This window comes from Duganella sp. HH101, assembly GCF_001758795.1.
Taxonomy (GTDB): Bacteria; Pseudomonadota; Gammaproteobacteria; order Burkholderiales; family Burkholderiaceae_D; genus Rugamonas; species Rugamonas rivuli.
This window is the reverse complement of the sequence record NZ_LRON01000002.1, coordinates 56,138-81,087: the sequence shown is the minus strand read 5'-3', so window position 1 is coordinate 81,087 and position 24,950 is coordinate 56,138. Positions and strand designations below refer to the sequence as shown.

Annotated in this window: 21 protein-coding genes; 10 read left to right on the top strand and 11 right to left on the bottom strand. The window is 63.3% G+C overall.

The genetic code is table 11. From position 1 onward, the window contains the following. Nucleotides 1-178: 178 nt before the first annotated feature. The 7 genes from DUGA2_RS03190 (at nucleotide 179) to DUGA2_RS03160 (ending at nucleotide 11,800) form a co-directional block, all read left to right on the top strand. Nucleotides 179-922: a FadR/GntR family transcriptional regulator gene (locus DUGA2_RS03190; protein WP_070267173.1), complete on the top strand. Its 744-nt coding sequence runs from the start codon at nucleotides 179-181 to the stop codon at nucleotides 920-922. Nucleotides 923-1,138: 216 nt separating this feature from the next. Beyond that, nucleotides 1,139-3,862 (top strand): TonB-dependent siderophore receptor, encoded by a 2,724-nt coding sequence (locus tag DUGA2_RS03185; protein WP_070267172.1) that lies wholly within the window; start codon nucleotides 1,139-1,141, stop codon nucleotides 3,860-3,862. 11 nt (nucleotides 3,863-3,873) lie between these two features. Next, a complete protein-coding gene (locus tag DUGA2_RS03180) occupies nucleotides 3,874-5,748 on the top strand; it encodes a glycoside hydrolase family 28 protein (RefSeq protein ID WP_070267171.1) in 1,875 nt (624 codons plus the stop codon). Between the two features lie 52 nt (nucleotides 5,749-5,800). Further along, on the top strand, nucleotides 5,801-6,595 hold the full coding sequence (locus tag DUGA2_RS03175) for a rhamnogalacturonan acetylesterase (RefSeq protein ID WP_070267644.1): 795 nt from the start codon (nucleotides 5,801-5,803) through the stop codon (nucleotides 6,593-6,595). Then, nucleotides 6,592-9,186, top strand: a complete 2,595-nt coding sequence (locus DUGA2_RS03170) for a pectinesterase family protein (protein WP_070267170.1) — start codon at nucleotides 6,592-6,594, stop codon at nucleotides 9,184-9,186. Before DUGA2_RS03175 ends, DUGA2_RS03170 begins: the two co-directional genes overlap by 4 nt. Continuing rightward, a complete protein-coding gene (locus DUGA2_RS03165) occupies nucleotides 9,179-11,044 on the top strand; it encodes a glycoside hydrolase family 28 protein (RefSeq protein WP_070267169.1) in 1,866 nt (621 codons plus the stop codon). Before DUGA2_RS03170 ends, DUGA2_RS03165 begins: the two co-directional genes overlap by 8 nt. Before the next feature lie 267 nt (nucleotides 11,045-11,311). Then, nucleotides 11,312-11,800 carry a hypothetical protein gene (locus tag DUGA2_RS03160; RefSeq protein WP_070267168.1) on the top strand — a complete coding sequence of 163 codons (489 nt, stop codon included), beginning with the start codon at nucleotides 11,312-11,314 and terminating at the stop codon, nucleotides 11,798-11,800. Nucleotides 11,801-11,833: 33 nt separating this feature from the next. On the opposite strand, the gene DUGA2_RS03155 is transcribed toward DUGA2_RS03160, so the two are convergent. The 10 genes from DUGA2_RS03155 to DUGA2_RS03110 all read right to left on the bottom strand — a co-directional run bounded on the left by DUGA2_RS03155 (nucleotide 11,834) and on the right by DUGA2_RS03110 (nucleotide 20,694). Then, nucleotides 11,834-12,055, bottom strand: a complete 222-nt coding sequence (locus DUGA2_RS03155; protein ID WP_070267167.1) for a hypothetical protein — start codon at nucleotides 12,053-12,055, stop codon at nucleotides 11,834-11,836. Nucleotides 12,056-12,201: 146 nt separating this feature from the next. Beyond that, entirely contained in the window at nucleotides 12,202-13,080 is an 879-nt protein-coding gene (locus DUGA2_RS03150; protein WP_070267166.1) for an SMP-30/gluconolactonase/LRE family protein, read from the bottom strand. After that, entirely contained in the window at nucleotides 13,068-14,642 is a 1,575-nt protein-coding gene (locus tag DUGA2_RS03145; RefSeq protein WP_070267165.1) for an aldehyde dehydrogenase (NADP(+)), read from the bottom strand. Before DUGA2_RS03145 ends, DUGA2_RS03150 begins: the two co-directional genes overlap by 13 nt. Before the next feature lie 67 nt (nucleotides 14,643-14,709). Next, complete coding sequence (gene kdgD / locus DUGA2_RS03140) at nucleotides 14,710-15,621, bottom strand: 5-dehydro-4-deoxyglucarate dehydratase (protein ID WP_008445337.1); 912 nt, start codon at nucleotides 15,619-15,621, stop codon at nucleotides 14,710-14,712. 142 nt (nucleotides 15,622-15,763) lie between these two features. Next, nucleotides 15,764-16,531 carry a FadR/GntR family transcriptional regulator gene (locus DUGA2_RS03135; RefSeq protein WP_070267164.1) on the bottom strand — a complete coding sequence of 256 codons (768 nt, stop codon included), beginning with the start codon at nucleotides 16,529-16,531 and terminating at the stop codon, nucleotides 15,764-15,766. A gap of 171 nt (nucleotides 16,532-16,702) precedes the next feature. After that, nucleotides 16,703-17,521 (bottom strand): HDOD domain-containing protein, encoded by an 819-nt coding sequence (locus DUGA2_RS03130; protein ID WP_070267163.1) that lies wholly within the window; start codon nucleotides 17,519-17,521, stop codon nucleotides 16,703-16,705. 114 nt (nucleotides 17,522-17,635) lie between these two features. After that, entirely contained in the window at nucleotides 17,636-18,217 is a 582-nt protein-coding gene (locus tag DUGA2_RS03125) for a TerD family protein (RefSeq protein WP_008445331.1), read from the bottom strand. A gap of 30 nt (nucleotides 18,218-18,247) precedes the next feature. After that, on the bottom strand, nucleotides 18,248-18,946 hold the full coding sequence (locus DUGA2_RS03120; RefSeq protein WP_070267162.1) for a TIGR00266 family protein: 699 nt from the start codon (nucleotides 18,944-18,946) through the stop codon (nucleotides 18,248-18,250). 30 nt (nucleotides 18,947-18,976) lie between these two features. Further along, nucleotides 18,977-19,552, bottom strand: a complete 576-nt coding sequence (locus DUGA2_RS03115; protein WP_008445327.1) for a TerD family protein — start codon at nucleotides 19,550-19,552, stop codon at nucleotides 18,977-18,979. Between the two features lie 92 nt (nucleotides 19,553-19,644). Beyond that, nucleotides 19,645-20,694 (bottom strand): DUF475 domain-containing protein, encoded by a 1,050-nt coding sequence (locus tag DUGA2_RS03110; protein WP_070267161.1) that lies wholly within the window; start codon nucleotides 20,692-20,694, stop codon nucleotides 19,645-19,647. Nucleotides 20,695-20,799: 105 nt separating this feature from the next. Here DUGA2_RS03110 and nhaR point away from each other — a divergent pair, with 105 nt between their 5' ends. From nhaR to DUGA2_RS03095, 3 genes are read left to right on the top strand one after another with little or no spacing between them, the layout of a single operon-like run. After that, the gene (nhaR, locus tag DUGA2_RS03105; protein ID WP_008445325.1) at nucleotides 20,800-21,711 is read left to right on the top strand and encodes a transcriptional activator NhaR; all 912 of its coding nucleotides are present in this window, start codon (nucleotides 20,800-20,802) and stop codon (nucleotides 21,709-21,711) included. Between the two features lie 44 nt (nucleotides 21,712-21,755). Next, nucleotides 21,756-23,093 carry a hemolysin family protein gene (locus DUGA2_RS03100; protein WP_070267160.1) on the top strand — a complete coding sequence of 446 codons (1,338 nt, stop codon included), beginning with the start codon at nucleotides 21,756-21,758 and terminating at the stop codon, nucleotides 23,091-23,093. A 16-nt stretch (nucleotides 23,094-23,109) separates the two neighbouring features. Continuing rightward, nucleotides 23,110-23,910: an ABC transporter substrate-binding protein gene (locus DUGA2_RS03095; RefSeq protein WP_070267159.1), complete on the top strand. Its 801-nt coding sequence runs from the start codon at nucleotides 23,110-23,112 to the stop codon at nucleotides 23,908-23,910. Here DUGA2_RS03095 and DUGA2_RS03090 read toward each other — a convergent pair. Then, complete coding sequence (locus DUGA2_RS03090) at nucleotides 23,907-24,944, bottom strand: AI-2E family transporter (protein WP_070267643.1); 1,038 nt, start codon at nucleotides 24,942-24,944, stop codon at nucleotides 23,907-23,909. The genes DUGA2_RS03095 and DUGA2_RS03090 overlap by 4 nt on opposite strands. Nucleotides 24,945-24,950 lie beyond the last annotated feature (6 nt).

Sequence of the window (24,950 nt, the reverse complement as noted above, 5' to 3'; positions counted from 1 at the left end):
GGACAGCCGCTGTTTGTGGCCGTGGCACCACAGGCTGAAACGGCTTGTTTGCGGGGCTACAGCCCTGTAAACTCCCCCTTCCCGCAGCTGCATGACGATTTTAGTATGACAGCTAAAAATTAATTTGGCTAGTCCACATTGCGTATTTGGTCTGACCACCTTAGAATGGCCTGACCAGATGGCGATATTGACGCCACCCTATGAATACGAGACACAGATGCTGAAAAAGACTTCCGCCCCTGCCGACAGCACCGCCCACGAACCGCGCTTGTACCGCGTGGTGGCAGACCGCATCCAGGAACTGATACGCGAAGAGAAGATCGCCGGCGGCGAGCGCCTGCCGTCCGAGCGCGATCTGGCCACCAAGTTGAGCGTCAGCCGCGCCTCGCTGCGCGAAGCGCTGATCGCGCTGGAACTGGGCGGCGTGATCGAAGTGCGCGGCGGCTCCGGCGTCTACGTCAGTGAAGTGCCGGAACCATCGGCGGCCGACCTTCCGGAAGCGGGCCCCGGCCCGTTCGAAGTGTTGTCCGCGCGCCGCCTCATCGAATCCGAAATCGCCGCCATCGCCGCCCGCGTCGCCACCGACGGCGCCATCGACGCCATCCTCAAGGCCGTCGTCGAGATGGAACAGAACCACGACAATTATTCGAGCAACGAGCAGGCCGACCGCAACTTCCACCTCGCCATCGCCCGCGCCACCGGAAACAGCGCGCTGGTGGGATCGCTGAACTACCTGTGGGACCAGCGCGGCCGCCTGTGGCACAAACTGAAGGAACACTTCCAGACCGAGGAACTGCGCCAGGAAACGCTGAAGGATCACCGCCGTATCCTGGAGGCGATCGCCGCCCACGATCCGGCGGCGGCGCGCAAAGCCATGCGCGCCCACCTGGAACGCGTGACCCGCACTTTCTCGCGCGGATAAGATTTTAAACAGCAGTACGCAGCACAGCAGCACCGCAGGACTGGCCTCGATGCCAGTCCGCGAACAAAGCAATAAGTTATCGACCGTACTGGACCTCGGCCTGCCTGCATGGCGGCCCTCGTCTCAACGGCACGGAGCACGCGAGGTGCTCCACTCACGTCCAGTGCTTTACCAGCACGGCGCATAACTTTATTCAAAAAGACGAAGGAGACTAGCATGAACACGTCCGATCACTCGGTCCAGAACCGTTCCGCCCAACCCCGCCTGCTGCTGTCGGCCATCACCGTGGCCGTGCTCACGCTGGCCAACCAGGCGGCCGCACAACAGAGCGGAGAAGCGGCAATGACCCGCGTCGAAGTGACCGGTTCCAGCATCAAGCGTTTGGCCACCGAAGCATCCCTGCCCGTCAGCACCGTCAAGGCCGAGGACTTCATCAAGCAGGGCATCACCACGCTGGCCGACATCATGATGTCGCTGCCGCAGTCCGCATCACTGGCGCCGTCCAATGCCGGCTCGGGCACCAACATCAACCTGCGCGGCCTGGGCGTGAACCGCACCCTGGTGCTGCTGAACGGCCGCCGCATGGCCAACGAGGCTATCGCCGACGGCTACGCCAACCTGGACGTGATTCCGATGAGCGCCCTGTCGCGCGTCGAGATCCTGCGCGACGGCGCTTCGTCGATCTACGGCTCCGATGCAATCGGCGGCGTGGTCAACTTCATCACCAAGACCTCCTTCGAAGGCCTGTCGCTGACCGGCCAGGAAGTACAACCGCAGAAGCACGGCGGCGGCGACGAACAGCGCGCCAGCATCACCTGGGGCAAGGGCAACCTGGAACGCGACGGCTGGAGCTTCTACGGCACCATCGACGCCCACCAGCGCACCCGCCTGGCCGCAAAAGACCGCGCCGACCTGAGCTCCGCCGACCTGTTGACCAGCATCGGCCGCCCACCAACGCTGGGCACCGGCGGCAACGCCACGCCGGCCAACTTCACCACCTCCACCAACAAGACCGCCCAGAACCCATACGGCGCAAGCGGTTGCCTGGCGCCCTACTCCATCGTCGGCCAGAAGGGCACCTGCATCCTCGACAACAACGAGTACGGCACCTCGCTGTACGCCAACCAGCAGGTCACGTTCTACGCCCGCGCCGCCAAGAAGATCAGCGAAGACCACGTCGTCACCGTCGACTACTCGCGCGGCGAGGAATTCATCCTCGGCACCAAGAACCCGACCAACGCGCTGGCCGTCAACGGCGTCAGCGCCACCCTGCCTTCCACCAGCAAATGGTATCCGGGTAAAAGCGGCGGCGTACCTGCAGTCGCTGGCCTGAACAACGCACCGCTGATCCTCACCTGGGCGGTGGCAGACCTGGGGCTGGCCACCACCAAGGACGTGCAGCTGAACCAGCGCCTGGCCATCAGCGACGAAGGCACGCTGGCCGGCTGGGACTACAAGGCCGGCCTGGTGATCGGCGTCTCGAAACGCGACAACTACTACTACTCCGGCTACGTCAAAGGCCAGGGCCTGCTGGATGGCCTGAAAAGCGGCGTGCTCAATCCATTCGGCGTGCAGGATGCCGACGGCAAGGCCTTCCTCGACACCATCAAGGTCGACGGCGCCAAGAACCGCACCTCCAAATCGACCTTCACCGGCGTCGACCTGACCGCCAGCCGCTCGCTGATGGAACTGGAAGGCGGCTCCATGGCGCTGGCCCTGGGCGCGGACTTCCATCGCGACACCACCGAAGACACCAAGCTGCCGATCAGTGCCGAAGTCACCTACGCCAGCGCGACGCCATCGCACGGTGAAGGCGCGCGCAACGTCGCCGCACTGTTCGCGGAATTGAACATCCCGATCACCAAGAAGCTGGAATTGAACGTCGCCGTGCGTGACGACCATTTCAGCGACTTCGGCAACACCATCAATCCCAAGGTCAGCTTCCGCTACGAGCCGTCCAAGCAGCTGATGTTCCGCGGCTCGGCCAACACCGGCTTCCGCGCACCGACACTGTTCGACCGCTACGGCTACCGCTTGGCCGGCGCCACCGGCCTGACCTCGGCCAAGTGGGACGATCCTGTGCTCTGCCCTGGCGGCACGCCAGGCGTGACCGGCACCGGCAAAGCGCTGCCCGGCCTCGTCGCATCGACCGTCTGCAACACCAGCCTGCCGAAACAGACCGGCTCCAATGCCGATCTGGTGCCGGAAAAATCGAAAGGCTTCACGCTGGGTACCGTGTTCGAGCCGACCAAATCGTCGATGGTGTCGATCGACTACTGGAACATCAAGATGACCGACATGCTGGCGAACCTGCCGGAGCAGGTCTACTTCCTCGATCCGGTCAAATACGCATCCTTCTTCGTGCGTAACGCCGACGGCACCATCAACTACATCAAGAACACCACGATGAACCTGGGCGGCCAGAAGGCGGCCGGTGTCGACGTCTCCGCATCGTACGCCTTCCCGCGCACGTCCGTCGGCGACTTCAAGGTATCCATCGACGGCACCTACCTGACCCAGTTCGACAACCAGCTGGACAAAGGCAGCCCGTACGTATCGAACATCGGCCAGTTCGGCCTGGCCAGCAACGGCACCACCTCCAGCTTCCCTATCATCACCTATCGCTGGAAGCACACGCTGAAACTGAACTGGGCCGCCGGCAACTGGAACACCCAGCTGACCCAGAACTACAACTCCAAGTACACGGACCAGAACCTGGTGGCGCAGCAGTACTGGCGCAACATCAACTCGTACAAGGTATGGAACTGGACCACGACCTACAACGGCTTCAAGAACACCCAGGTCACGGCCGGCATCACCAACCTGTTCAACGTGAACCCGCCAGTCACCAACAGCAGCCTGTATAGCTTCGGTTATCTGAGCAGCGCCGCCAGCCCGATCGGCCGCGCCTTCAACGTCCGCGCCACCTACACCTTCTGATGAGAGCAAAGATGCATACAGTCGAACAGAAAGGCGGAGGCTTCGGCCGCCGCCGCTTCCTGCAAGCCCTGTCGGCGGCCGGCGTCACTGGCGCCGCCGTCCCGGCAGCGCTGGCGGCCAACGCCAAGGCGGCCGATCCGTGGAAGGAAGCGCAGGCCATCATCGACCGCTTCAAGAAGCCGCTGAAGTTCCGCGACCAGGACTTCGTGGTGACGGCCTTCGGCGCCGCCACTTGCGAGGTCAAGCCGGTGACGGCGTGGACCTCGTTCACCGAATCGGACACGCTGCAAACCCCGGTGGCAGGTTCGCACGACTGCTACCCGGCGATAGCGGCGGCCATCGCGGCCTGCCACAAGGCCGGCGGCGGCCGCGTGGTGATCCCGGCCGGGAACTGGCTGTGCGCCGGCCCCATCGTGCTGCTGTCGAACGTGAACGTGCACCTGAAGGCCGGCGCCCACGTCTACTTCAGCAACAACCCGGCGGACTACGCCAAGTACGGCGCCTACGACTGCGGCAAGAACGGCAAGCTGTCGATCACGCGCTGGGAAGGCAACGACCTGCTGAACTACTCGTCGATGGTATACGCCCACGGCCAGGACAACATCGCCCTGACCGGCGAGGACTGGACCAGCATCCTGGACGGCCAGGCCGGCGTGGCCTTCGACGGCGATCCGGATTGCTGGTGGTCGTGGAAGGGCCGCGAGAAACCGAATTGGGCCGGCGACATCGCCGCCGGCGCCGGCAACTACGTCAAGCACACCAAGGGCAAGACCGAAGTGCACGTCAATCCGGTCAACCCTACCTCGTTGCGCGAGATCGCGCCGCACCTGAGCGAAGCGGAAGCCCTGTTCATACAAGGCCCCAACGACAAGTGGCGCACGGACTCCTACTTCCTGCGTTCGCTGGCGGAAGCCCGCGTGCCGGTGGAGAAGCGCATCTTCGGCGTCGGCCACTACCTGCGTCCTCACATGGTGCAGTTCATCAGCTGCACCAACGTGCTGTTCGAAGGCTACCAGACCACCAACACGCCGTTCTGGCAGCACAATCCGGTCAACTGCCACAACATGCATGTGAAGCGGATCTATGCCAACAGCATGGGCCCGAACAGCGATGGCTTCGATCCCGAATCGTGCACCAATGTGCTGATCGAGGACTGCCACTTCAACACCGGCGACGACTGCATCGCCATCGATTCGGGCAAGGGTCCGGACATCCAGTTCGGGCCGGCGAAGAACATCGTGATCCAGAACTGCAAAATGCAGAGCGGCCACGGCGCACTCACGCTGGGCAGCATCATGTCCGGCGGGATCGAGAACATCTATGCGCAGAACCTGGTGTTCGAGAACAGCTATTGGAAGACCGATCCGCTGAACATCGCGATCCGCCTGAAGACCAATATGAGCCGTGGCGGCTACCTGCGCAATATGCATGTGCGTAACGTGCATATCCCGAACGGCATCCGCACCACGCCGGCCTTCTACTCCACGCTGCCTGGCTCGCTGATTCCGACCAAGTCGGTGGCCACGTCGGCGGGCGGCATCATCACCATCGACTGCGGCTACGATCCGATCAACGACAACGTGCGTATCCGCCCGCCGAGCGTGAGCCATGTGCGGATCTCGAACGTCACCTGCGCCAACGTCGAGACCAAGGCGGGCAGCTATTCCTGCTACCAGGCCATCGTGATCCTCGGCCCGGTGGCCTCGGACTACAACGGTCCGGGCAAGCCGGTGGTGCTGCCGGTGTCCGACATAGAAGTCAGCGACTGCGACCTGGGTACGCCGGTCAATGCGGACAAGCCTCTGTACCTCTACAACGTCAAGGGCTTGAAGCTGAAGAACGTCAAGATCGCCGGCAAGGCTGTCACTCAGAGTTTCTCCGCCTGAGTTCAGGCGCCGGACCGCGATGCGGCCGGCGCCTTTTTTTTCGGATACCGTCATGAACTTCCAACGTCTCACCATCGCCGCCGCGTTGATGCTGGCGGGCGCCTGCACCGCCGCCGAAACGCCGGCCAAACCTATCCGCATCCTGTTGGTCGGCGATTCGACGATGGCCAACAGCAGCGGCTACGGCGATGCCTTCTGCGCACGCGTCAACCGCACCAACACCTGCCTCAATCTGGCCAAGGGTGGACGCAGCTCCGGCAGCTTCCGCGCCGAAGGCCGCTGGGATGAAGTGGAAGGCTTGCTGCGCGGAGCCGCCGCCTACCGCAGCACCTATGTGCTGATCCAGTTCGGCCACAACGACCAGCCGGGCAAGCCGGGCCGCTCGACTGACCTGAAGACCGAATTCCCCGCCAATATGACGCGTTATGTGCAAGAGGTGAAAGCGCTGGGCGGCATTCCCGTGCTGGTGACGCCACTGACGCGCCGCAGCTTCACCAACAAAGTCCTGGAAAACAATCTGCTGCCATGGGCGGACACGATACGCGCCACCGCCGCCGCGCAGCACGTCGCGCTGCTGGACTTGAACGCGGAAAGCTACGCCGCCGTGCAAGCCATGGGCGAGGACGAAGCCGACACGCTGGCCGTTGCGCCGCGTCCCGACAAGATCGCCGAAGCTGCGCTGGCTGCGGGCAAGGTGGAAGTGGCTGGCGCAGCAAAATCCGCCTTCGACCGCACCCACGTCGGCGCCAAAGGCGCGGCCTACTTCTCGCGCATGGTGATGGAAGAGATGAAGCGCGCCTTGCCGGAAACGGCCGGCCAGTTCAAGCCGGAGAGCGAGCAGCTATGAAACAGCTCTCCCCTGCGGGCATCGCCTTCCTGCTGGCCGCTTCCGGCGTCAACGCCCAGGACGCGCGCACAGTCGTCGAGCCGGTCGAACCGCTGTCCTGCGCCGTGCTAGCAGCTGCCGATGCCAAGGACGACACCACCCGTATCCAGAACGCCATCGACCACTGCGTATCCGGACAAGCCGTGCGGCTGACGGCCAACAATGAACAGCGCAGCTTCGTCTCCGGCCCGCTCGTACTGCGCAGCGGTGTCAGCCTGCTGATCGATACCGGCGCCACGCTGTACGCCAGCACCAATCCCAAGCTGTTCGATCGCGGTACAGGCGCCTGCGGCACCGTCGATAAAGTCGGCAAAGGCTGCAAGCCCTTCATCACCGCCGACAGGACCAAGGGCAGCGGCATCTTCGGCGCGGGCATCGTCGACGGCCAGGGTGGCCACGTGGTCGACGGCGCCAGCGAATCCTGGTGGCAGCTGGCCCGCCGCGCGCAGAAGGAGGACGCTCGCCAGAACGTGCCGCGCCTGATCGAAGTCACCGGATCGCAGGACTTCACGCTGCACAAGATCACGCTGCGGAACTCGCCCAACTTCCATGTCACGCTGAATAACGTGGACGGTTTCACCGCATGGGGCATGCGTATCGACACGCCCGCCACGGCGCGCAATACCGACGGAATCGATCCCATCTCATCGCGCAACATCACCATCGCCTACAGCCATATCCGCACCGGCGACGACAACGTCGCCATCAAGGCCGGTAGCAACGGACCGACGGAAAACATCTCCATCCTGCACAATCATTTCTACAGCGGTCATGGCATGTCCATCGGCAGCGAGACCAACGGCGGCGTGCGCCGGGTGCTGGTCGACGACTTGAGCATGGACGGCACCACGTCCGGCCTGCGCATCAAGAGCGATGTCTCGCGTGGCGGCGTGGTGGATCAGGTCAGCTACCGGAACGTATGCCTGCGCGACGTCAAAGCGCCGATCGACATCAGCACGCGCTATAACCCGCGTGCAGAGGGAGCGCTCATTCCGGTCTACACCAACATCGCCTTCGACGGTGTGCACAGCGTAACGCCGGGCCGCATCGTCATGCAGGGACACGACGAACAGCACCCGCTGCAAGCCACGCTGCGCGATGTCAGCATCGCCGGCAAGGCGGACAGGAAGATCGAATTCGCCAATCTCACCGGCGAGATAAGCAGCAAACCAACACCCGACTGCATGAACCGCTTTACGGCCAGCGCACCCTCAACGCGTCCGCAGCTCAGTATCGAACAATCCAAACAGTTCGCCTACAGCGAGGTACTGAAGTACGTCGGCGCCGCCGGCAGCGAAACCATAGACCCGTGGGATCCACTGGCCGATCCGCTGGCGACCGGCAAAGCCTTCACACCCGACTACATCGTCGACCAGTCCACCAAAGCCGACGGCGTCAGAACATTCAACACCGTGCAGGAAGCCGTGAGCCGCGCCGTCATCGACAGCAAGGACCATCCTGCCAAACGCCTTTACATGCTGATCAAGCCCGGCATCTACCGGGAGCTGGTCTACATCCCCGCGACCACCGCGCCGCTCACCCTTTACGGCGAAGGCAAAGACCCAGCCTCCACGCGAATTACTGCAAAGCTGGACGCATCCAACACCGGCAATGCCTACGCCGCCCAATACAGCGCGCATTTCGCCGCCACACCCGCCGCCGTGCAGGCCATGTACGCATCCATCAAGGACCGCCCGCAGATCGGCACCTTCGGCACCGCCACCGTCTGGGTGCAGAACAACGGCTTCCAGGCACGCAACCTGACCTTCGAAAACGCCTACAACAAGGACACCGGCAACGCCCGCGCCGAAGCGCTCCCGAACATCAACAACGTCCATCACCAGGCGCTGGCCTTGCAGGTGGACGGCGCCGACAAGGCGCAATTCGAGAACATCCGCCTGATCGGATTCCAGGACACGCTCTACCTGAAGTCTCCGCAGACCGGCAGCACCTCGCGCAGCTTCTTCAACAAGTCCTACATCGAAGGCGACGTCGACTTCATCTTCGGCGACAGCACCGCCTACTTCCACCAGACCGACATCAAATCGCTGGGCGACCGCGGCCTCTCCTACGCCGCTGCACCGGACACGCACGTCAAAACCCGCTACGGCTTTGTCTTCGACCACTGCCGCTTCATGCACGACGGCTCGGCCAACGCGCGCGCGGGCACGTTCTACCTGCTGCGCCAATGGTTCCACAGCTCGCGCTGCACGCCCTACGCCGCAGTGCCGGTCGACGGCTACGCCTGCACTTTCGGCCCGGCCAACAGCTACCAGGCGCCCAAAGGCACCGTCGCCAGGACATCGCTGGAAGCGGTCGGCAAAATGGTCGTACTCAATTCCCGCATCGGCTCGCACATCAACCGCACATCGCCCTGGTCGGACTGGAACAAGAAAGGCACGCTGGCCTACCGCCCCGTCCAATACAACTCCGACGACCATTGGAACAACCTGATTAGCGCCGGCATCGATCCCGTCAGGGATCTCGGCTACACCGCAAAGCCATCGCCGCCGGACATCTTCCTCGGCGAGTACAACAACTCGGATGAATAAGGAACACAGCATGACGATCGACACCCAGCGCCGCAGCTTGATGAAGGCATTGCCCGCAGCAGCAGGCCTCACGCTAGGCGTCCAGGCCCGCGCCGCCACCGCGCCAGATCCATGGCTGCAAGCGCAAGCCATCATCGACCGCGTCTCCAGGCCGCTCAAGTTCCGCAAGCAGGATTTCGTCGTCACCGCCTACGGCGCACAGACCTGCACCATGGCCAAGGTCAAGGCCTGGATCTCGTTCGAAGAGCAGGACGTGGTCGACACGCCAGCCGCCGGCTCGCCCGACTGCTACACCTCCATCAAAGCCGCCATCGCCGCCTGCCACGAAGCGGGCGGTGGCCGCGTGCTGGTCCCCGCAGGGAACTGGTACTGCGCCGGCCCCATCGTGCTGCTGTCGAACGTGAACCTGCACCTGAGCGCGGGCGCGCATATCTACTTCAGCAACAACCCGGCCGACTACGCAAAGTATGGCGACATCGATTGCGGCAAGCACGGCAAGCTGTCCATCTCGCGCTGGCAGAGCAACGACTGCCTGAACTTCTCGTCGATGATCTACGCCTACGGCCAGGACAACATCGCCCTGACCGGCGACGACTGGACCAGCACCCTGAACGGCCAGGGCGGCGTGCCGTTCAACGAACAAGGCGATTGCTGGTGGACCTGGAAGGGCAAACTCAAGACGCTGAACGCGGTGGCGCAAGGCTCTACGCCCAATTTCACCAAGGGGAAGATGTCGGAAAATACCGAGAACCCGTTGAACGCCGAATCGCTGTCCACCATCGCGCCACAGCTGACCGAGGCGGAACGCCTGCTGATACAAGGTGAAGGCGCGCGTTGGCGCGCGGACGCCCAGTACCTGCCGGCGCTGTCGGAAGCGGGCGTGCCGCTGTCCAAGCGCGTGTTCGGCTTGGGCCACTATCTGCGGCCGCCGATGATACAGCTGATCGGCTGCACCAACGTTCTGCTGCAGGGGTATCACGTCACGCACACGCCGTTCTGGCAGCACCACCCTGTCCACTGCCGCAACATCGTCATTCGCAAGGTCCACTGCGAAAGCCTGGGCCCGAACAGCGACGGCTTCGATCCCGAAGCCTGCGACCATGTGCTGATCGACGGCTGCACCTTCGATACCGGCGACGACTGCATCGCCATCAAGGCCGGCAAGGATCTCGACACGCAGTATGGACCGTCGCAGAACATCGTGATCCAGAACTGCACCATGCAGAGCGGCCATGGCGCCGTCACGCTGGGCAGCGAGATGGCGGGCGGCATCCAGAACGTCTACGCGCAGAATCTGGTTTTCCAGAACATCAACTGGGCCACCAATCCGCTCAATACCGCGATCCGTTTGAAGACCAACCTGAATCGCGGCGGCTACCTGCGCAACTTCTACGTGCGCGATATCTCGATACCGAATGGCGTGCAGACCAGCCCTTCGTTCTATGCGTCGCTGCCTGGGTCGCCGATACAATCGAAGACTGTGGCAACAGCGGCGGGGGCCATCGTCACCTTCGATTGCGACTACACGCCGGTCAGCGACAACGTCCGCACGCGGCCGCCGGTGGTCAGCAACGTCCACATCTCGAACGTCAAGGTCGGCAACGTGAAGACCAGGGACGGCAAGGTCGTGTCATGCTATCAGGCGATTGTGATACTGGGGCCGGTGGCGTCGGACTACAACGGCCCGTTGCCGATGCCGCCCGTGGTGCCCGTCACCGACGTCACCATCACCGACTGCGACTTCGGCCTGCCCGCCAATATGGAGCAGCCCTGGTTCCTCTACAACGTCAAAGGCCTGACGCTGAAGAACGTCGTCATCGGCGGCAAGGTCCACAACACTACCATTGCAAAATTGTAATGATTTATTGATTGACCACGCATACGGCGAAAAATAGAATCGGTTCGATGCACAAAATATCGTGAAGGGTGGACATGCCCATGTGCCATCACGAGATTGATGTAACGGACTGAGCTCGCCTACGGGCTTGAGTGCGGCGGCGTTCCGGTTGCCCCCGGCCGGAACGCCGCAACATGGGGTTCGGCGGGCGTGGTATCGGCACAACCGGCCGTCTATCGCTGCGTGGATTCGCCTATACTGGCCTGACTTTATCGTCCGAGGTCCGCCATGCGTCCACTGCTTATGCTGTTGTTGTCCTGTACTACCATCGCCGCGCAGGCCGCGCCTGTCGAAGCGCTCAAGCCGATGGCCTTTCTGGCCGGGCATTGCTGGAAGGGTGATTTCCCCGAAGGGAAGCAGAGCGACGAGCATTGCTTCCAGTGGAAGTACGACGGCAATGTGCTGAGCGATGTCCACACGGTACGCACACCGGGCAAGCCGGACTATGTCGGCGAGACGATCTACTACTACGATTCGGCGACGAAGCAGGTGGCTTTTCTGTACGTGGAAAACGGCGGCGGCTACAGCCGCGGCACGATGACGCCCACCGCCACCGGCCTGGAATTCCCCGCCACGCAATACGTTGCCGACGGCCACGCCCTCACCTACCGCGTCCGCTGGACGCCCTCAGGCGCCGACGCCTACGAGGCCTTCAGCGAAATGAACATCAAGGATAAATGGGTCACGCAATTCAAGCTGGTGTTAAAGAAGCAGTGAGTTGCTGCTTTTACTTTCTGGCGCCGTTGAGAATTAGACGCCAGTGATAACGCCAACGGCTTTTAACGTGTTATCCGGCATCCGCCGTACAAAGCCCAATGATGAGCCATCGCACTTTTGCCGCTCTTCGTAAGCAACTTTCAGCAAGGCAAAGGCACGTAGCATGGCTTCGCCCTTGCTGATGCCTCGCGCGCAAGCAATCATGGTGAGGGTATCGTCGATCTCAGGAGACATTTCAACCGTCATGCTTCTCATGATGCACCTCCGTCACAGCACATTTGATAAAAATTATACTGCGCTTTTTTCGGTCGGTTTGTTTGAGAAAAACCAAACGAGCGACCCAGGGTGTGAGGTGGAAATAGTCAAAAAAAACGGATGCCAGTTCAGCATCCGCCCCGTCGTTACAGGCCGAACGGCGTTTCGGCCACACCTTTGACACCGGGCCGCAGCAGCACCACCGCGCCGCCCCACTCCGCGTCCTCCGGCTTGCCCGAGACGATGGACGTCACCAGCAGCGTATCGAGATCCTTGCCGCCGAATGAGCACATGGCCGGCTTCAGCATCGGCACGTCGATGCGGCGATCCAGCTTGCCGTCCGGCGTGAAGCGCAGCACGCAGCCGCCGTCGTTACCACAGATCCAATAGCAGCCCTCGCTGTCGATGGCCGCACCATCTGGACGGCCCACATACGTCGACATGTCCGCGAACACGCGGCGGCCGGACGGCACGCCGTCGTCGATGTCGTAGTCGAACGCCCACACCATGCGCCGCGCCGGATGCGAATCGGACAGGTACATGGTGCGGCCGTCCGGAGAAAACGCCAGGCCGTTCTGCGTGATCAGCTCCGACACCACAGACGCCGAAATGCCGCGCTCCATGTCATAGCGATACAGCTCGCCCACCGCGCGCGCAGCCGACATGTCCATGAACATGGTGCCGCTCCAGAAGCGTCCCTGACGGTCGCAGCGGCCGTCGTTGAAGCGCATGCCCGCGCCCAGGCCGGCGGCAGGCGCCGCCAGCTTGACCTGCACGGCGGCTTCCGCCTCGCCCAACTCAAGACTGAAGATGCCAGTCTCCATGCCGGCGATCAGCCCACCGCCCGCCTTGGCCGCCACGCAGGCGACCATTTCGGTGGTGGTCCAGAAGCGCGCCGCGCCGGTGGCGCCGTCCATCCGCCATACCCGCTTGGCGGGGATATCGACCCAGTACCAGGCCGATTCCGCCGCACTCCACGTTGGGCTTTCGCCCACCGTGCAAGCGATATCGCTTAGCCGTTCCATGCCAGGTCGCCGTTGACGATGCGTGGAAGGTTTTGCGGGTTGGCGTCCGCCAGCGACTCAGGCAGCAGGTACGAAGGTACATCCTGATAGCACACAGGACGCAGGAAGCGGTCGATGGCCGAAGCGCCGACCGACGTGGTACGGCTGTCGGAAGTCGACGGGAACGGGCCGCCGTGCACCATCGCGTGCGACACTTCCACGCCGGTGCCGAAACCGTTGAACAGGATGCGGCCCACTTTGCGTTCCAGCGTAGGCATCAGGCGAGCGGCCAGTTGGCGGTCGTCGGCGGTGGCGTGGACGGCGGCGGTCAGCTGGCCTTCGACGTGTTCAGCCACGGCCAGCATCTGCGCTTCGTCGTCGCAGACAACCAGCAGCGAGGTCGGTCCGAAGATCTCGCCTTCCAGCGCGGTGTTGGTCAGGAAGGACTTCGCATCCACCTGATACAGGAAGGCTTGCGCCGCGCATGGCGCATCGGTGCCCTGGCCGGCGGCGACCTGCTGCACGCCGTCGACAGCAGCCAGGCCGCTGACGCCGGTGACGTAGGCCTTGTGGATGCCTGGGGTCAGCATGGTGGTCGCACCCTTCGCGCCCAGCGTGCCTGCAACCGCAGCGACGAAGGCTTGCAGCTTGTCGCTCTTCAGGCCGACCAGCAGGCCAGGGTTGGTGCAGAACTGCCCCGAGCCCAAAGTCAGCGAATCGGCGAAGGCCTGTGGCAGCTTGGCGTTATCCAAAGCGCCCGGCAGCAGGAACACCGGATTGATCGAGCTCATTTCAGCGTAGACCGGGATCGGTTCCTTGCGCGCGGCGGCGGTGCGCATCAGCGCCAGGCCGCCCGCACGCGAACCGGTGAAGCCCACGGCCTTGATGGCGGGATGGCTGACCAGGTTCTGGCCTATGGTCTGGCCGGAGCCGATCAGCATCGAGAACACGCCTTCCGGCATGCCGCATTCTTCCGCGGCCTTGGCGACTGCCTTGCCGACCAGTTCCGAAGTGCCCAGGTGGGCCGAGTGGGCCTTGACCACCACCGGGCAACCAGCAGCCAGCGCCGACGCGGTATCGCCGCCGGCCACCGAGAACGCCAGCGGGAAGTTGGACGCGCCGAACACGGCGACCGGGCCCAGGCCGATCTTGCGCAGACGCAGATCGCTGCGCGGCGGCGTACGTTCCGGCAGCGCGCTGTCCAGCGTGGCGGATTGGAAGCGGCCGTCGCGCACGACTTTCGCGAACAGGCGCAGTTGATTGCAGGTGCGGCCGCGCTCACCTTCCAGGCGGGCTTGCGGCAAACCGCTTTCCTGCATCGCGCGTTCGATCAGCGCAGGGCCGATGTCCATGATGCGGTCGGCGATGGTTTCCAAGAACTTGGCGCGCGCTTCCAGGCCGGTGGCGCGGTAGATGTCGAAAGCCTGGTCGGCCAGTTCGCAGGCGCGCTGCAGATCGGCGGCGCCAGCCAGGCCGAAGTCCGGTTCGATTTCCACGTTGCGCGATGGATCGATCGCCTTCATCGTGCCTTCTTTACCCAGGACCGCGCTGCGGCCGATAACCATTTCACCTGCAATCTGCATATTGACTCCTTATGTATGAAAAGCGCGGACTAGCCGCGCTTGTTTTTATATTTTTGTGCCGCAGGACTTATTGTGCGCCCTGCTTGCGGATCAGCTTATCGAGCATGTCGCATTCTTCCGGCGTCAGATCGGTCAGCGGTGCGCGCACCGGACCTGCATCGTGACCCACCAGACGTGCGCCTGCTTTAACGATACTCACTGCGTAGCCGGCCTTACGATTGCGAATCTCAAGGTAAGGCAGGAAGAACTCGTCCAGCATGCGGTTTTGTTCGGCGTGGTTATCCGACGCGACCGCATGGTAAAAGTCCATCGCCAATTTCGGCATGAAGTTGAATACCGCCGACGAGTATACCGGGGTACCGAGCGCTTTGTACGCGGCCGCGTAAACTTCTGCGGTCGGCAGGCCGCCCAGGTAGCTGAAACGGTCGCCCATCTTGCGCCAGATCGAGACCATCAGCTCGATGTCGCCGACGCCGTCCTTGAAGCCGATCAGGTTCGGGCAGCGGTCGGCCAGCTTGGCCAGCGAGTCCGGCGTCAGGCGGCAGTTGGCACGGTTGTAGACCACCACACCCAGGTTGGTGGCCTTGCAGACTTCGGCCACGTGTTCGATCAGGCCGTCCTGGCTTGCTTCGGTCAGGTAGTGCGGCAGCAGCAGCAGGCCTTGCGCGCCGACGCGTTCGGCTTCCTTGGCGTAGGCCGCGGCCACGCGGGTCGGACCGCCGACGCCGGCCAGGATGGGCACCTGGCCGGCGCAGGTGTCGACGGCGGTCTTGATGATGTCGGTGTATTCGTTGGCCGTCAGCGAGAAGAACTCGCCGGTGCCGCCGGCGGCGAACAGCGCGCTGGCGCCGTAGGGAGCCAGCCATTCCAGGCGCTCGATGTAGGTCGACTTGCGGAAGTTGCCTTCGGCATCGAAGTCAGTCACAGGGAACGACAGCAGGCCGGAGGAAAGGATTTTTTTAAGGTCATTCGGTTGCATAAGGTCTCCAATAATCGACGGGCGCATCTCAGGAAGGAAAGTGACAGCTCTTCGCCATCTGTAGTATGACATCGTACAACCATATGCGTTAGTGAGCAAGCGATTTAGCAAAATCTGCCGGATCGCCCTGCTCTCGTGGCTTTTATGCGGTCTGGCCGGCGGCGATGCCTTCTTGCGCGCGGCGCAGGCGCTCGCGGCTGTTGCTCAGGTGGGTGCGCATGGCGGCGCGGGCCGCTTCGGCATCCTTGCGCAGGATGGCGTTGTAGATGTCGTCGTGCTCGCGGTTGAGGCGCTCCAGGTACACGGCCGGATCGTCATGCGCCAGCTGCGCCGAGTTGACGCGCGCGCGCGGGATGATGGTGTTGCCCAGGTCGCTCAGGATGTCGACGAAGTAGCGGTTGCCGGTGGCTTGCGCGATCAGCAGGTGGAAGGCCACGTCCGACTCGACCGAGCCGGGACGGCCCTGCGAATGCTGGATGCGCTTGAGCACCGCGCCCATCTCCTGCACCTGTTCCTCGGTGCGGCGGGTGGCCGCCAGCCAGGCCGCTTCGGTCTCCAGGCTGATGCGCAGTTCCAGGATGGCCAGCACGTCGCCGATGGTGCGTATGGTATCGGCCGAGATGCGCAGGTTGGCCGGCTGCGGCTCCAGCACGAAGGTGCCGATGCCGTGGCGGGTCTGCACCAGCCCGGCCGCCTGCAGGTGCGAGATCGCCTCGCGCACCACGGTGCGGCTGACGCCGTGCATTTCCATGATGACCGACTCGGTCGGCAGCTTTTCGCCCGGCTTCAGCGTGCCGGCCTGGATGCTGCCGGTGAAGGCCTCAACCACGCCCTGGGCGAGGTTGCGGTGCTTCTTTTTGGGCGCGAGGACGGAAGGAGCGGGCATCGGTGCGGCGGCGGTCTGGTTCATGTTTTTTAAACTGTTGTATGACGACTGTTAGCATACACGCTTCTGGCGTGTCGCACGAACCGCAGTTTGCCAGACTTTTGACAACAATTGTGCCTTAGACACTATTTTTGTCACAATTAGTGCATGAAGACTAGTTCAGAAGTAACACTTTAGCCACGGTCGGGCCACAGGTCACGCCAGCAGCGCGGCGCTCATGGAGGCGGCTTCGTCGGCCGATTCGAACAGGATCTGCTCCAGCGCGGCATTGTCGTCGAAGAATCCGGACAGGCTGGCGTGCTCCCGCCCAGGCGAGAGCGGCGAGCGTATCGGGGCCAGATGCTTGGCGATCAGCAGCGTATCGCGCAGGCCCAGCGGTGGCGGCGTCAGCGTGGCGCCGCGCAGCGAGACGATGGCCTGGCTGACCGGTTCCGGTATCGCCATCTTCTTCATGATTTCACGGGTGATGATTTCCTGCGCCGCGCCCATCCACTCTTCCGGGTCGTCGAGCAGGCCGGGAATGTCGTCGGCGCGCGACAACAGGTAGAAGCCGCCCGCCTCGTGGACGATGCCGGCGAACAGCGCGGTATCGGCGTCGGTGCGGGTCAGCTTGCGGGCGATCACATGGGCCAGCGCGGCCACGTGGGCGGAATGGCGCCATAGCTGTTCGGCCTGGGCGCGCAAGGCGGCGTCGCGGATGCGGCTGCCGAACTGGCGCACCACCATCGCGGCGGCCATCGTGTACAGATTACGGAAACCGACCCGCTGCACCGCCGAGCGCACGCTGGTGACAGGGGCGCCGCCGCGGTTGAACACCGCCGCATTGGCCAGCGCCACGGTACGCGCCGCCAGCAGCGGCTCGCCCAGCACCTTGCGGATCACGTCTTCCATGTCGCAGTCGGGATCGGCCAGCGCCAGTTGCAGCCGCAAGGCGGCGTTGACGCTGGTCGGAAAAACCAATTCCCCCTTGGAGGCTTGGGCAACGATCTCGGCGTAGTCTTTTAGTTTTTCCATGGAAATATTATACCGTGGAAAATTGGGGTCAAGTCTGACATTCGGACACGAGCTCCGCCGTAGCAACAACTACGGCGGAGCTCGTGTCCGAATGTCAGACTTGACCCCAGGGTGTTACAGGTGGGCGGCGATCTGCGGCAGCAGTTCGTCGAAGGTGCGGCCCTTGCCGTTTTCGCCGATGGCGTGCATCTTCCACTCGCCGTTGTGGCGGTACAACTTGGCCATGATCTGCGCCGAGTGCGGCCCTTGCACCGACAGGTTGAAGCGCGCCACCTCTTTGCCGCCGCTGGCGTCCAGCAGGCGGCAGTAGGCGTTTTCCACCTGCGCGAAAGTCTGGCCGGTGAAGCTGTTCACCGTGAACACCAGGCTCTTGACCGTCGAAGGCACGGCGTCCAAGTCGACGTTGATCTGCTCATCGTCGCCGTCGCCGGCGCCGGTGCGGTTGTCGCCGGTGTGCTGGATGCTGCCGTCACGGCTCTTCAGCTGGCGGAACCAGATCACATCGACCGGTGCGCCGGACTCGTTGAACATCACGCACGAAGCGTCCAGGTCGACCGCCTCGGTCTTCGAGCCGAAGCCCAGGAAGCCCTTGGACTTGATCGCGTCCCAACCCAGGCCCATCGTCACGCGGCCCAATGCGCCGCCCGATTCCTTGGCCAGAGAGATCTTCTGGCCCTTGCTTAAACTGACAGTCATGTTTGACTCCTATGAATTACATTTTGACGCTTACGTTGCAACGCCGCGCTGCGCCCAGGCCTGGAACGCCGCGCCGTTGCGCGAGCAGATCAGGATTTTCCCCTGGCCGGAGAAACGCAGCACCATGCCTTCGCCGCTGGTCTGGCTGTTGACCAGATTGCTCAGAAAGCCGCTGTTGCCGCCGGTGGTGACGGAGATTTCGTAGCGCAGCGCGCTATCCCACGCCACCACATGCGAGTTATCGATAATCACGTCGCGGCCCGGCGCCACATCCAGTTGCGAGATCGAGCCGAAGCCCGATACCGCGACCTGGCCGACGCCCGCCGTCTCGGTGATGAAAAAGCCGCCGCTCTGCGCGAACAGCGCATTGCCCAGGCTTTGGGTACGCACCTTCAGCTCGACGCTGGAGGTGGCGGCGACGAAGGCGCCGTCGCTCAGCATGTACTGATGCTGGCCGACGTCGAGCACCTGCATCGCTCCCGGCAGGCGCGGCGCCAGCAGGCAATCGCCCTCGCCGCGCACTGCTTCGATATGCTGCTGGAAGAAGGACTCGCCGTTGGCAAAGCGGCGCATGATAGCCGCGCCGATGCCGCCTGTTACCTTGCCCTTCAAATCGAGCGCCGCTTCCATCATCACCATCGCATCCGACTCGCAGTAGATTTTTTCACCGTGAGCCAGCGAGACGTGCAGGAAGGGATCGATGTCGCCGGTGATCGAAAATTTAGGCATGATGGAATCCTTTCTTCTACAGTTTAAAAATTAAACGCGCACGCCGAACGACGATGCCAGCGGGCCCAGGCCGCCCTTGAAGCCCTGGCCTACGGCCTTGAACTTCCAATCGGCGCCGTTGCGATACACCTCGCCGAAGATCATCGCCGACTCGGTCGAACCGTCTTCCGACAGGTCGTAGCGAGCGATCTCGCCGTTGCCGGCGCCGTTCAGGCAGCGGATGAAAGCCTTCTGCACCATGCCGAAGTTCTGGCGGCGCTCGTCGCCTTCGTGGATGGTGGCGCAGATCGCGATGCGTTCCACGTCGGCCGGCACCTTGGTCAGGTCGATGGTGACGGTTTCGTCGTCGCCATCGCCGGCGCCGGTGCGGTTGTCGCCCGAGTGGGCCACCGACTGGTCCGACGATTTCAGGTTGTTGTAGAAGATGAAGTCGTTGTCGGCGCGGACCTTGCCGTCCACTTTCAGCAGGAAGGCCGAGCCGTCCAGGTCGAAGTCCTTGCCGTCGGTGCTGCGTACATCCCAGCCCAGACCAACCACGATTTTCGACAGGCCTGGTGCTTCTTTGCTCAGGTTGACGTTGCCGCCTTTTTGCAGACTGATTGCCATGATGTGATGCTCCTAAAAAGAGAACCGGACTTTGGGTACTACAGGCGGCGGACCGTGTCCGTAATTAACGGTCCGCCGAATTCTTGAATACTTTATGCAGCGATGGCGACAGCGGCTTCCTTCTGGCGGCGATGGCGCACCGAAGACCACAGCGAGGCGCCGATGAAGGCCACGCCAATCAGCCCGGTGAACAGTTCCGGAATGTGGAACTTCATACTTGCCAACATGATCGCGGCCAGGATACCGATCGCATAGTGCGCACCGTGCTCCAGGAAGACGAACTCATCGAGCGTGCCCTTCTTCACCAGGTAGACCGTCAGCGAGCGGACGAACATCGCGCCAATCGCCAGGCCCAGCATGATGATCACGACGTCGGTGGTGATGGCGAACGCGCCGATCACGCCGTCGAAGCTGAACGAAGCATCGAGCACTTCCAGGTACAGGAAACCGCCGATACCGCCCTTCTTCACCAGATCGCCGACATTGCTGCCCTCTTCTTCCTTCTCCAGCAGGTTGCTGACCGCGTCGACGCCGACGTAGATCAGGATGCCCCACAGGCCGGACACCAGCACCACCAGCTTCTGCGCTTCGCCTACCAGGCCCATAGAGCCCAGTAGGACAGCCAGCGCAATCATTACCGAGATCGAGGAGACCTTGCCCAGCGAGCCGAGTTTCTTCTCGACGTTGCCCAGCCAGTGGACTTCTTTCTGATCATCGAACAGGAAGTTCAGGAACACCAGCAGCAGGAACATGCCGCCGAATGCCGCCACTTCCGCGTGGTGATTGGTCAGGTGCATCGAATACGTTTTCGGGTCGTTCAGCGCCAGGTGCCACACATCCATGATGCCGATGTCCGCAGCCACCGCCACGATCACCAGCGGGAACAGCAAGCGCATGCCGAACACCGCGATGATGATGCCGACGCCGAGGAACAGCTTCTGCCAGTAGGCATCCCAGGTCTTCAGCACGGAGGCGTTGACCACCGCGTTGTCGAACGACAGCGACACTTCCATCGCGGCCAGGATCGCGGCGATACCCACGGCGGACAAGGCGCCGCCCCATCCGCTCAGTTCGTAGCCCCACCAGCCCGCCGCCGCAAGGCAGAGGAACGTGACGAGGAATGACACTTTGAAGTGTTTCATTCTTTTTCTCTCTTGGTTATGAATCGATGGGATGCAGTGTAGAGAACAATGCGTTTTTTAAAAATAGAAGATAATTGAAGTATTACTTCGTAAAAATAGAAGATCATGAAAACCAGCGGACTCAATTTTCGGCATCTGTACTTCTTCTGGATGGTGGCAAAAGAAGGCGGCGTCACCCGCGCGGCGGAGCGCCTCGGGCTGGCCGTGCAGACCATCAGCATGCAACTCGCATCGCTGGAGCAATCGATAGGCAAGCAGCTGCTCGAGCCGCAGGGGCGGCGCCTGGTGCCGACCGAGGCGGGCAAGCTGGCGCTCACGTATTGCGACCAGATCTTCCTGCTGGGCGACCAGTTGCAGGATGCGCTGGACGAAACGGAAGCCAACAAGATGCGGCTGACGGTGGGCATTTCCGACTCGCTGCCCAAGCTGATCGCCTACCGCCTGCTGCAGGCCACGCAGCAGCTGGAGCTGCAGGTGCGGCTGGTGTGCATGGAGGATGAATTCGAATCGCTGCTGGCCGACCTGGCGCTGGGCAAGCTGGACGTGGTGCTGACCGACCGCACCGTGCGCGCCGGCGGCAGCCTGAAAGTGTTCAGTCACTTGCTGGGCGAAAGCGACATGAAGCTGTTCGGCGTGCACAAGCTGGCGCGCAAATACCGGCGCAACTTTCCGGCCAGCCTGCACGGCGCCCCGCTGCTGCTGCCGACCCGCAACAACGCGCTGCGCGGGCGCATCGACGCCTGGTTCGTGCAGCACAAGGTGCGGCCGGACATCGTCGGCGAGTTCGAGGACAACGCCATGCTCAACACCTTCGGCCGCAACGGCCTGGGGCTGTTCTTCGCGCCGTCGGCGCTGGCGCAGGACATCGAAGAGCAGTTCGGCGCGGTGCTGGTGGGCGACGCCCCGGAGCTGCGCGAACAGTTCTACGCCATCTCCAACGCCCGCAAAATCACCCACCCGGCGATCGAGGCCATCCTGTCGGCGGTCCATAGCGGGCCCTTCGCCATCGCCGAATAGGCTAAGATGCGTGTTTTCACTATCTGAATCGCCGCTCGGCCCTTATGCAAAACCTCATGCTTGTCGTGCTCGCCATCTTCCTGGTCGCGCTCAATGGATTCTTCGTGGCGGCCGAATTCGGCATCGTCACACTGCGCAAGACGCGCGTGCGCGCCATCGCCAAGACCCAGGGGCTCAAGGGTCGCATACTCGGCAAGGTGCACGGCGAACTCGACGCCTACCTGTCGGCCTGCCAGCTGGGCATCACGCTGGCCTCGCTGGGCCTGGGCTGGGTCGGCGAACCGGCTTTCGCCGGCCTGCTGGAGCCGCTGCTGACGGCCGTCGGCGTCACCTCGCCGGAAATCGTCCACGGCATCGCCTTCGTGTTCGCCTTCTGCGTGATCTCCTTCCTGCACATCGTGGTGGGCGAGCTGGCGCCGAAGTCGCTTGCGATCCGCATGCCGGAAGCGATCGGCCTGTGGAGCGCGCTGCCGCTGTACGGCTTCTACTGGGCCATGTACCCCTTCATCTGGGTGCTCAACGCCAGCGCCAACATGGTGCTGGGCCTGGCCGGCCTGTCCGGCAAGGGCGGCCACGACAGCCACTACTCGGTCGACGAACTCAAGCTGATCCTGCGCACCAGCCAGCCTGGCGAAAAGTTCAACAAGGATGAACGCAACATCCTGGCCCACTCGCTCGATTTCAGCGACCTGGCCGTGTCCGACCTGATGCGCCCGATTAACGAGGTGATCGGCCTGTACGCCAACCGCCCGCTCAACGACAACCTGCAAACCATGTTGCGCAACCGCTTCAGCCGCTATCCCTACTACGACAAAGATGGCGAGACGGTGCTGGGCGTGGTGCACCTGAAGGATTTGTTCTTCGCCCAGCAGTCCGGCAAGCCCGTCACCGACCTGGTGCCTTTCCTGCGCCCGGTGGAGACGATTTCGGCCCGCACGCCGGCGCTGGAACAGTTCCGCCGCTTCCGCGACGGCGCGCCCCACTTCGCGCTGATCGGCGAAAAAGGCAAGCGTCCGCTGGGCTTCATCACGCTCGACAACCTGCTCGGCGCGATGGTCGGCGAAATCCACGACGAGTTCCGCCTCAACGAGAACGACTGGCTCAAGCAGCCCGACGGCACCCTGGTCGGCAAGGCCAGCTTGCCTATCTTCTCGCTGGAGCGCACACTGGGCATAGACATCGAGAACGAAGAGCTGGGCCTGGAAGAGGTAGAATCGGTAGGCGGCCTGATCATGCTGAAACTGGGCGATATCCCGAAACAGGGCCAGCGCATCAGTTTCCGCGGTTTCGACATCGTCGCCAAGAAAATGAATGGCCCGCGTATCCTGCTGGTCAAGGTCATTCCCAAGGATGACACCGAGGACAACGCCGACCAGGACTAACCCGGTAGGAGGAGATGTGCTCAGCCGCCTGATCCTTTGTTGTACCCTGCTTGGCATCGCCGGCCTCGGCGGGGCCGAACCGCGCAGCGGCTGCCAGCAGCTGCGCGTCGCCTTCTACGAGGACGGCGCCCTGTTCTACCGCGCCGCCGACGGCGGCTGGACCGGCATCGACAAGGATGTGGTCGACGAACTGGCGCGCCGGCTCGGCTGCACTATCGAAGCCAGCGTCGATTCCCGGGTACGCATCTGGGCCGGCCTCGGCGGCGGCAACATCGATATGTCGGTCTCCGCCATCCCCCTGCCCGAACGCGAAAAGATCGGCCGCTTCGTGCCGTATATGACGGGCCGCAATTTCGTGCTGCTGCACAAGGAGCTGAGCGGACGGCTGCACAACATGGCAAGCTTCCTTGCCGATCCCCAATACAAGATCGCCGTCGTCAAAAGCTACAAGCACGGCCCCGCCTACGAGGACTGGCTGAGCAAGCTGCGCGCCCAGGGCCGCGTGTTTGAAACGGCCGACCATCTGTCGATGATGCGCTTGTTCAAGCTGGGACGGGTGGATGCGGTGATGGCCACGCCGACCACCTGGTATCCGCTGGTCAAGCAGGAGCAGCTGGCAGGCACTTACAGCGTGATGGATTGGGCGCCGCGCGAGAACATGGTCTCCGGGCTGATCGTCTCGCGCCGGAATATCGACGAGGCCACGGTGGCCCGCTTCAGCCAGGCGATCCGCGCCATGCGCGAGGACGGCACGCTGCGCCGCATCTTCGAGCGCCATACCGACGCCGAGCGCGCCGGACAGATGATCAACTTCTAGGCCGCGGCGCCGGTCCAGTTGCGCAGCAGGCCCAGGCCCACGGCCAGCAGCGTCGGGCCGATGAACAGGCCGACGAAGCCGAAAGCCAGCACGCCGCCCATCACGCCCAGCAGCACCAGGATGAACGGCAGGCTGCTGCCGCGGCTGATCAGCATGGGCTTGACCACGTTGTCGACGCCGCTGATGATGAACATGCCCCACACCAGCATGAAGACGCCCCAGCCGGTGCGGCCTTCGTTGAACAGCCAGATCGCCGCGCCGCCCCAGATCAGCGGCGGGCCGACCGGGATCAGCGACAGCAGGAAGGTCGCCACCGACAGCATCGCCACGGCCGGCACGCCGGCGATCAGGAAGCCGATGGCGGCCACGCCGGCCTGCGCCAGCGCCGTGCCCAGCAGGCCGTACATCACGCCGCGCACGGTGCGGCTGACGGTGTCGGCCACGGCCACGGCTTGCGCACCGATCAGCTTTTCCATGCCGACCGCCAGCGCCGCCAGCATGGCCTGGCCGTCGCGGTACAGGAAGAAGCTGACGAACACCGCCAGGCTGACCTGGGCCACGCCGCTGCCCAGCACCATGCCGCCGCCCAGCAACAGGCGGCGCGCGGGCTCCAGCAGGTTCTTGGCGACGCTGAGCAATTCCTCGCGGCTGCCCAGCAGCTTGTGCAGATAGGTGTCGGCCGCCTCGCCGATCACCGGGATGTCCTTCAGCCAGGCCGGCGGCGCCAGCGTCCCGCTGCCCAGGCCGGCTTTGATCTGGTCATAGACATCGCTGGCGTTGTCGGCGATATTCCACGTCACCAGCGCCAGCGGCACGATGATCAGCAGGGTCAGGCCGACGCTCATGACGGCGGCGGCCAGCGCGCGGCGCTCCCGGCAGCGCGACAACAGGCGCAGGTACAGCGGCCAGCTGGAGATGGTGATGGCGGCGGCGAACAGGATGGCGGCCAGGAACGGCCGCAGCACGGTCAGGCAGCCGATCACCAGCAGGACGGTGGCCGCCAGGCGGGTATAGGGTTGGAAGCGCTGTTGCATGCGCAT

Coding starts and splice junctions, on each gene's coding strand:
- DUGA2_RS03190 (WP_070267173.1), top strand. CDS start 179: ATGGCGATATTGACGCCACCCTATGAATACGAGACACAGATGCTGAAA.
- DUGA2_RS03185 (WP_070267172.1), top strand. CDS start 1,139: ATGAACACGTCCGATCACTCGGTCCAGAACCGTTCCGCCCAACCCCGC.
- DUGA2_RS03180 (WP_070267171.1), top strand. CDS start 3,874: ATGCATACAGTCGAACAGAAAGGCGGAGGCTTCGGCCGCCGCCGCTTC.
- DUGA2_RS03175 (WP_070267644.1), top strand. CDS start 5,801: ATGAACTTCCAACGTCTCACCATCGCCGCCGCGTTGATGCTGGCGGGC.
- DUGA2_RS03170 (WP_070267170.1), top strand. CDS start 6,592: ATGAAACAGCTCTCCCCTGCGGGCATCGCCTTCCTGCTGGCCGCTTCC.
- DUGA2_RS03165 (WP_070267169.1), top strand. CDS start 9,179: ATGAATAAGGAACACAGCATGACGATCGACACCCAGCGCCGCAGCTTG.
- DUGA2_RS03160 (WP_070267168.1), top strand. CDS start 11,312: ATGCGTCCACTGCTTATGCTGTTGTTGTCCTGTACTACCATCGCCGCG.
- DUGA2_RS03155 (WP_070267167.1), bottom strand. CDS start 12,055: ATGAGAAGCATGACGGTTGAAATGTCTCCTGAGATCGACGATACCCTC.
- DUGA2_RS03150 (WP_070267166.1), bottom strand. CDS start 13,080: ATGGAACGGCTAAGCGATATCGCTTGCACGGTGGGCGAAAGCCCAACG.
- DUGA2_RS03145 (WP_070267165.1), bottom strand. CDS start 14,642: ATGCAGATTGCAGGTGAAATGGTTATCGGCCGCAGCGCGGTCCTGGGT.
- kdgD (WP_008445337.1), bottom strand. CDS start 15,621: ATGCAACCGAATGACCTTAAAAAAATCCTTTCCTCCGGCCTGCTGTCG.
- DUGA2_RS03135 (WP_070267164.1), bottom strand. CDS start 16,531: ATGAACCAGACCGCCGCCGCACCGATGCCCGCTCCTTCCGTCCTCGCG.
- DUGA2_RS03130 (WP_070267163.1), bottom strand. CDS start 17,521: ATGGAAAAACTAAAAGACTACGCCGAGATCGTTGCCCAAGCCTCCAAG.
- DUGA2_RS03125 (WP_008445331.1), bottom strand. CDS start 18,217: ATGACTGTCAGTTTAAGCAAGGGCCAGAAGATCTCTCTGGCCAAGGAA.
- DUGA2_RS03120 (WP_070267162.1), bottom strand. CDS start 18,946: ATGCCTAAATTTTCGATCACCGGCGACATCGATCCCTTCCTGCACGTC.
- DUGA2_RS03115 (WP_008445327.1), bottom strand. CDS start 19,552: ATGGCAATCAGTCTGCAAAAAGGCGGCAACGTCAACCTGAGCAAAGAA.
- DUGA2_RS03110 (WP_070267161.1), bottom strand. CDS start 20,694: ATGAAACACTTCAAAGTGTCATTCCTCGTCACGTTCCTCTGCCTTGCG.
- nhaR (WP_008445325.1), top strand. CDS start 20,800: ATGAAAACCAGCGGACTCAATTTTCGGCATCTGTACTTCTTCTGGATG.
- DUGA2_RS03100 (WP_070267160.1), top strand. CDS start 21,756: ATGCAAAACCTCATGCTTGTCGTGCTCGCCATCTTCCTGGTCGCGCTC.
- DUGA2_RS03090 (WP_070267643.1), bottom strand. CDS start 24,944: ATGCAACAGCGCTTCCAACCCTATACCCGCCTGGCGGCCACCGTCCTG.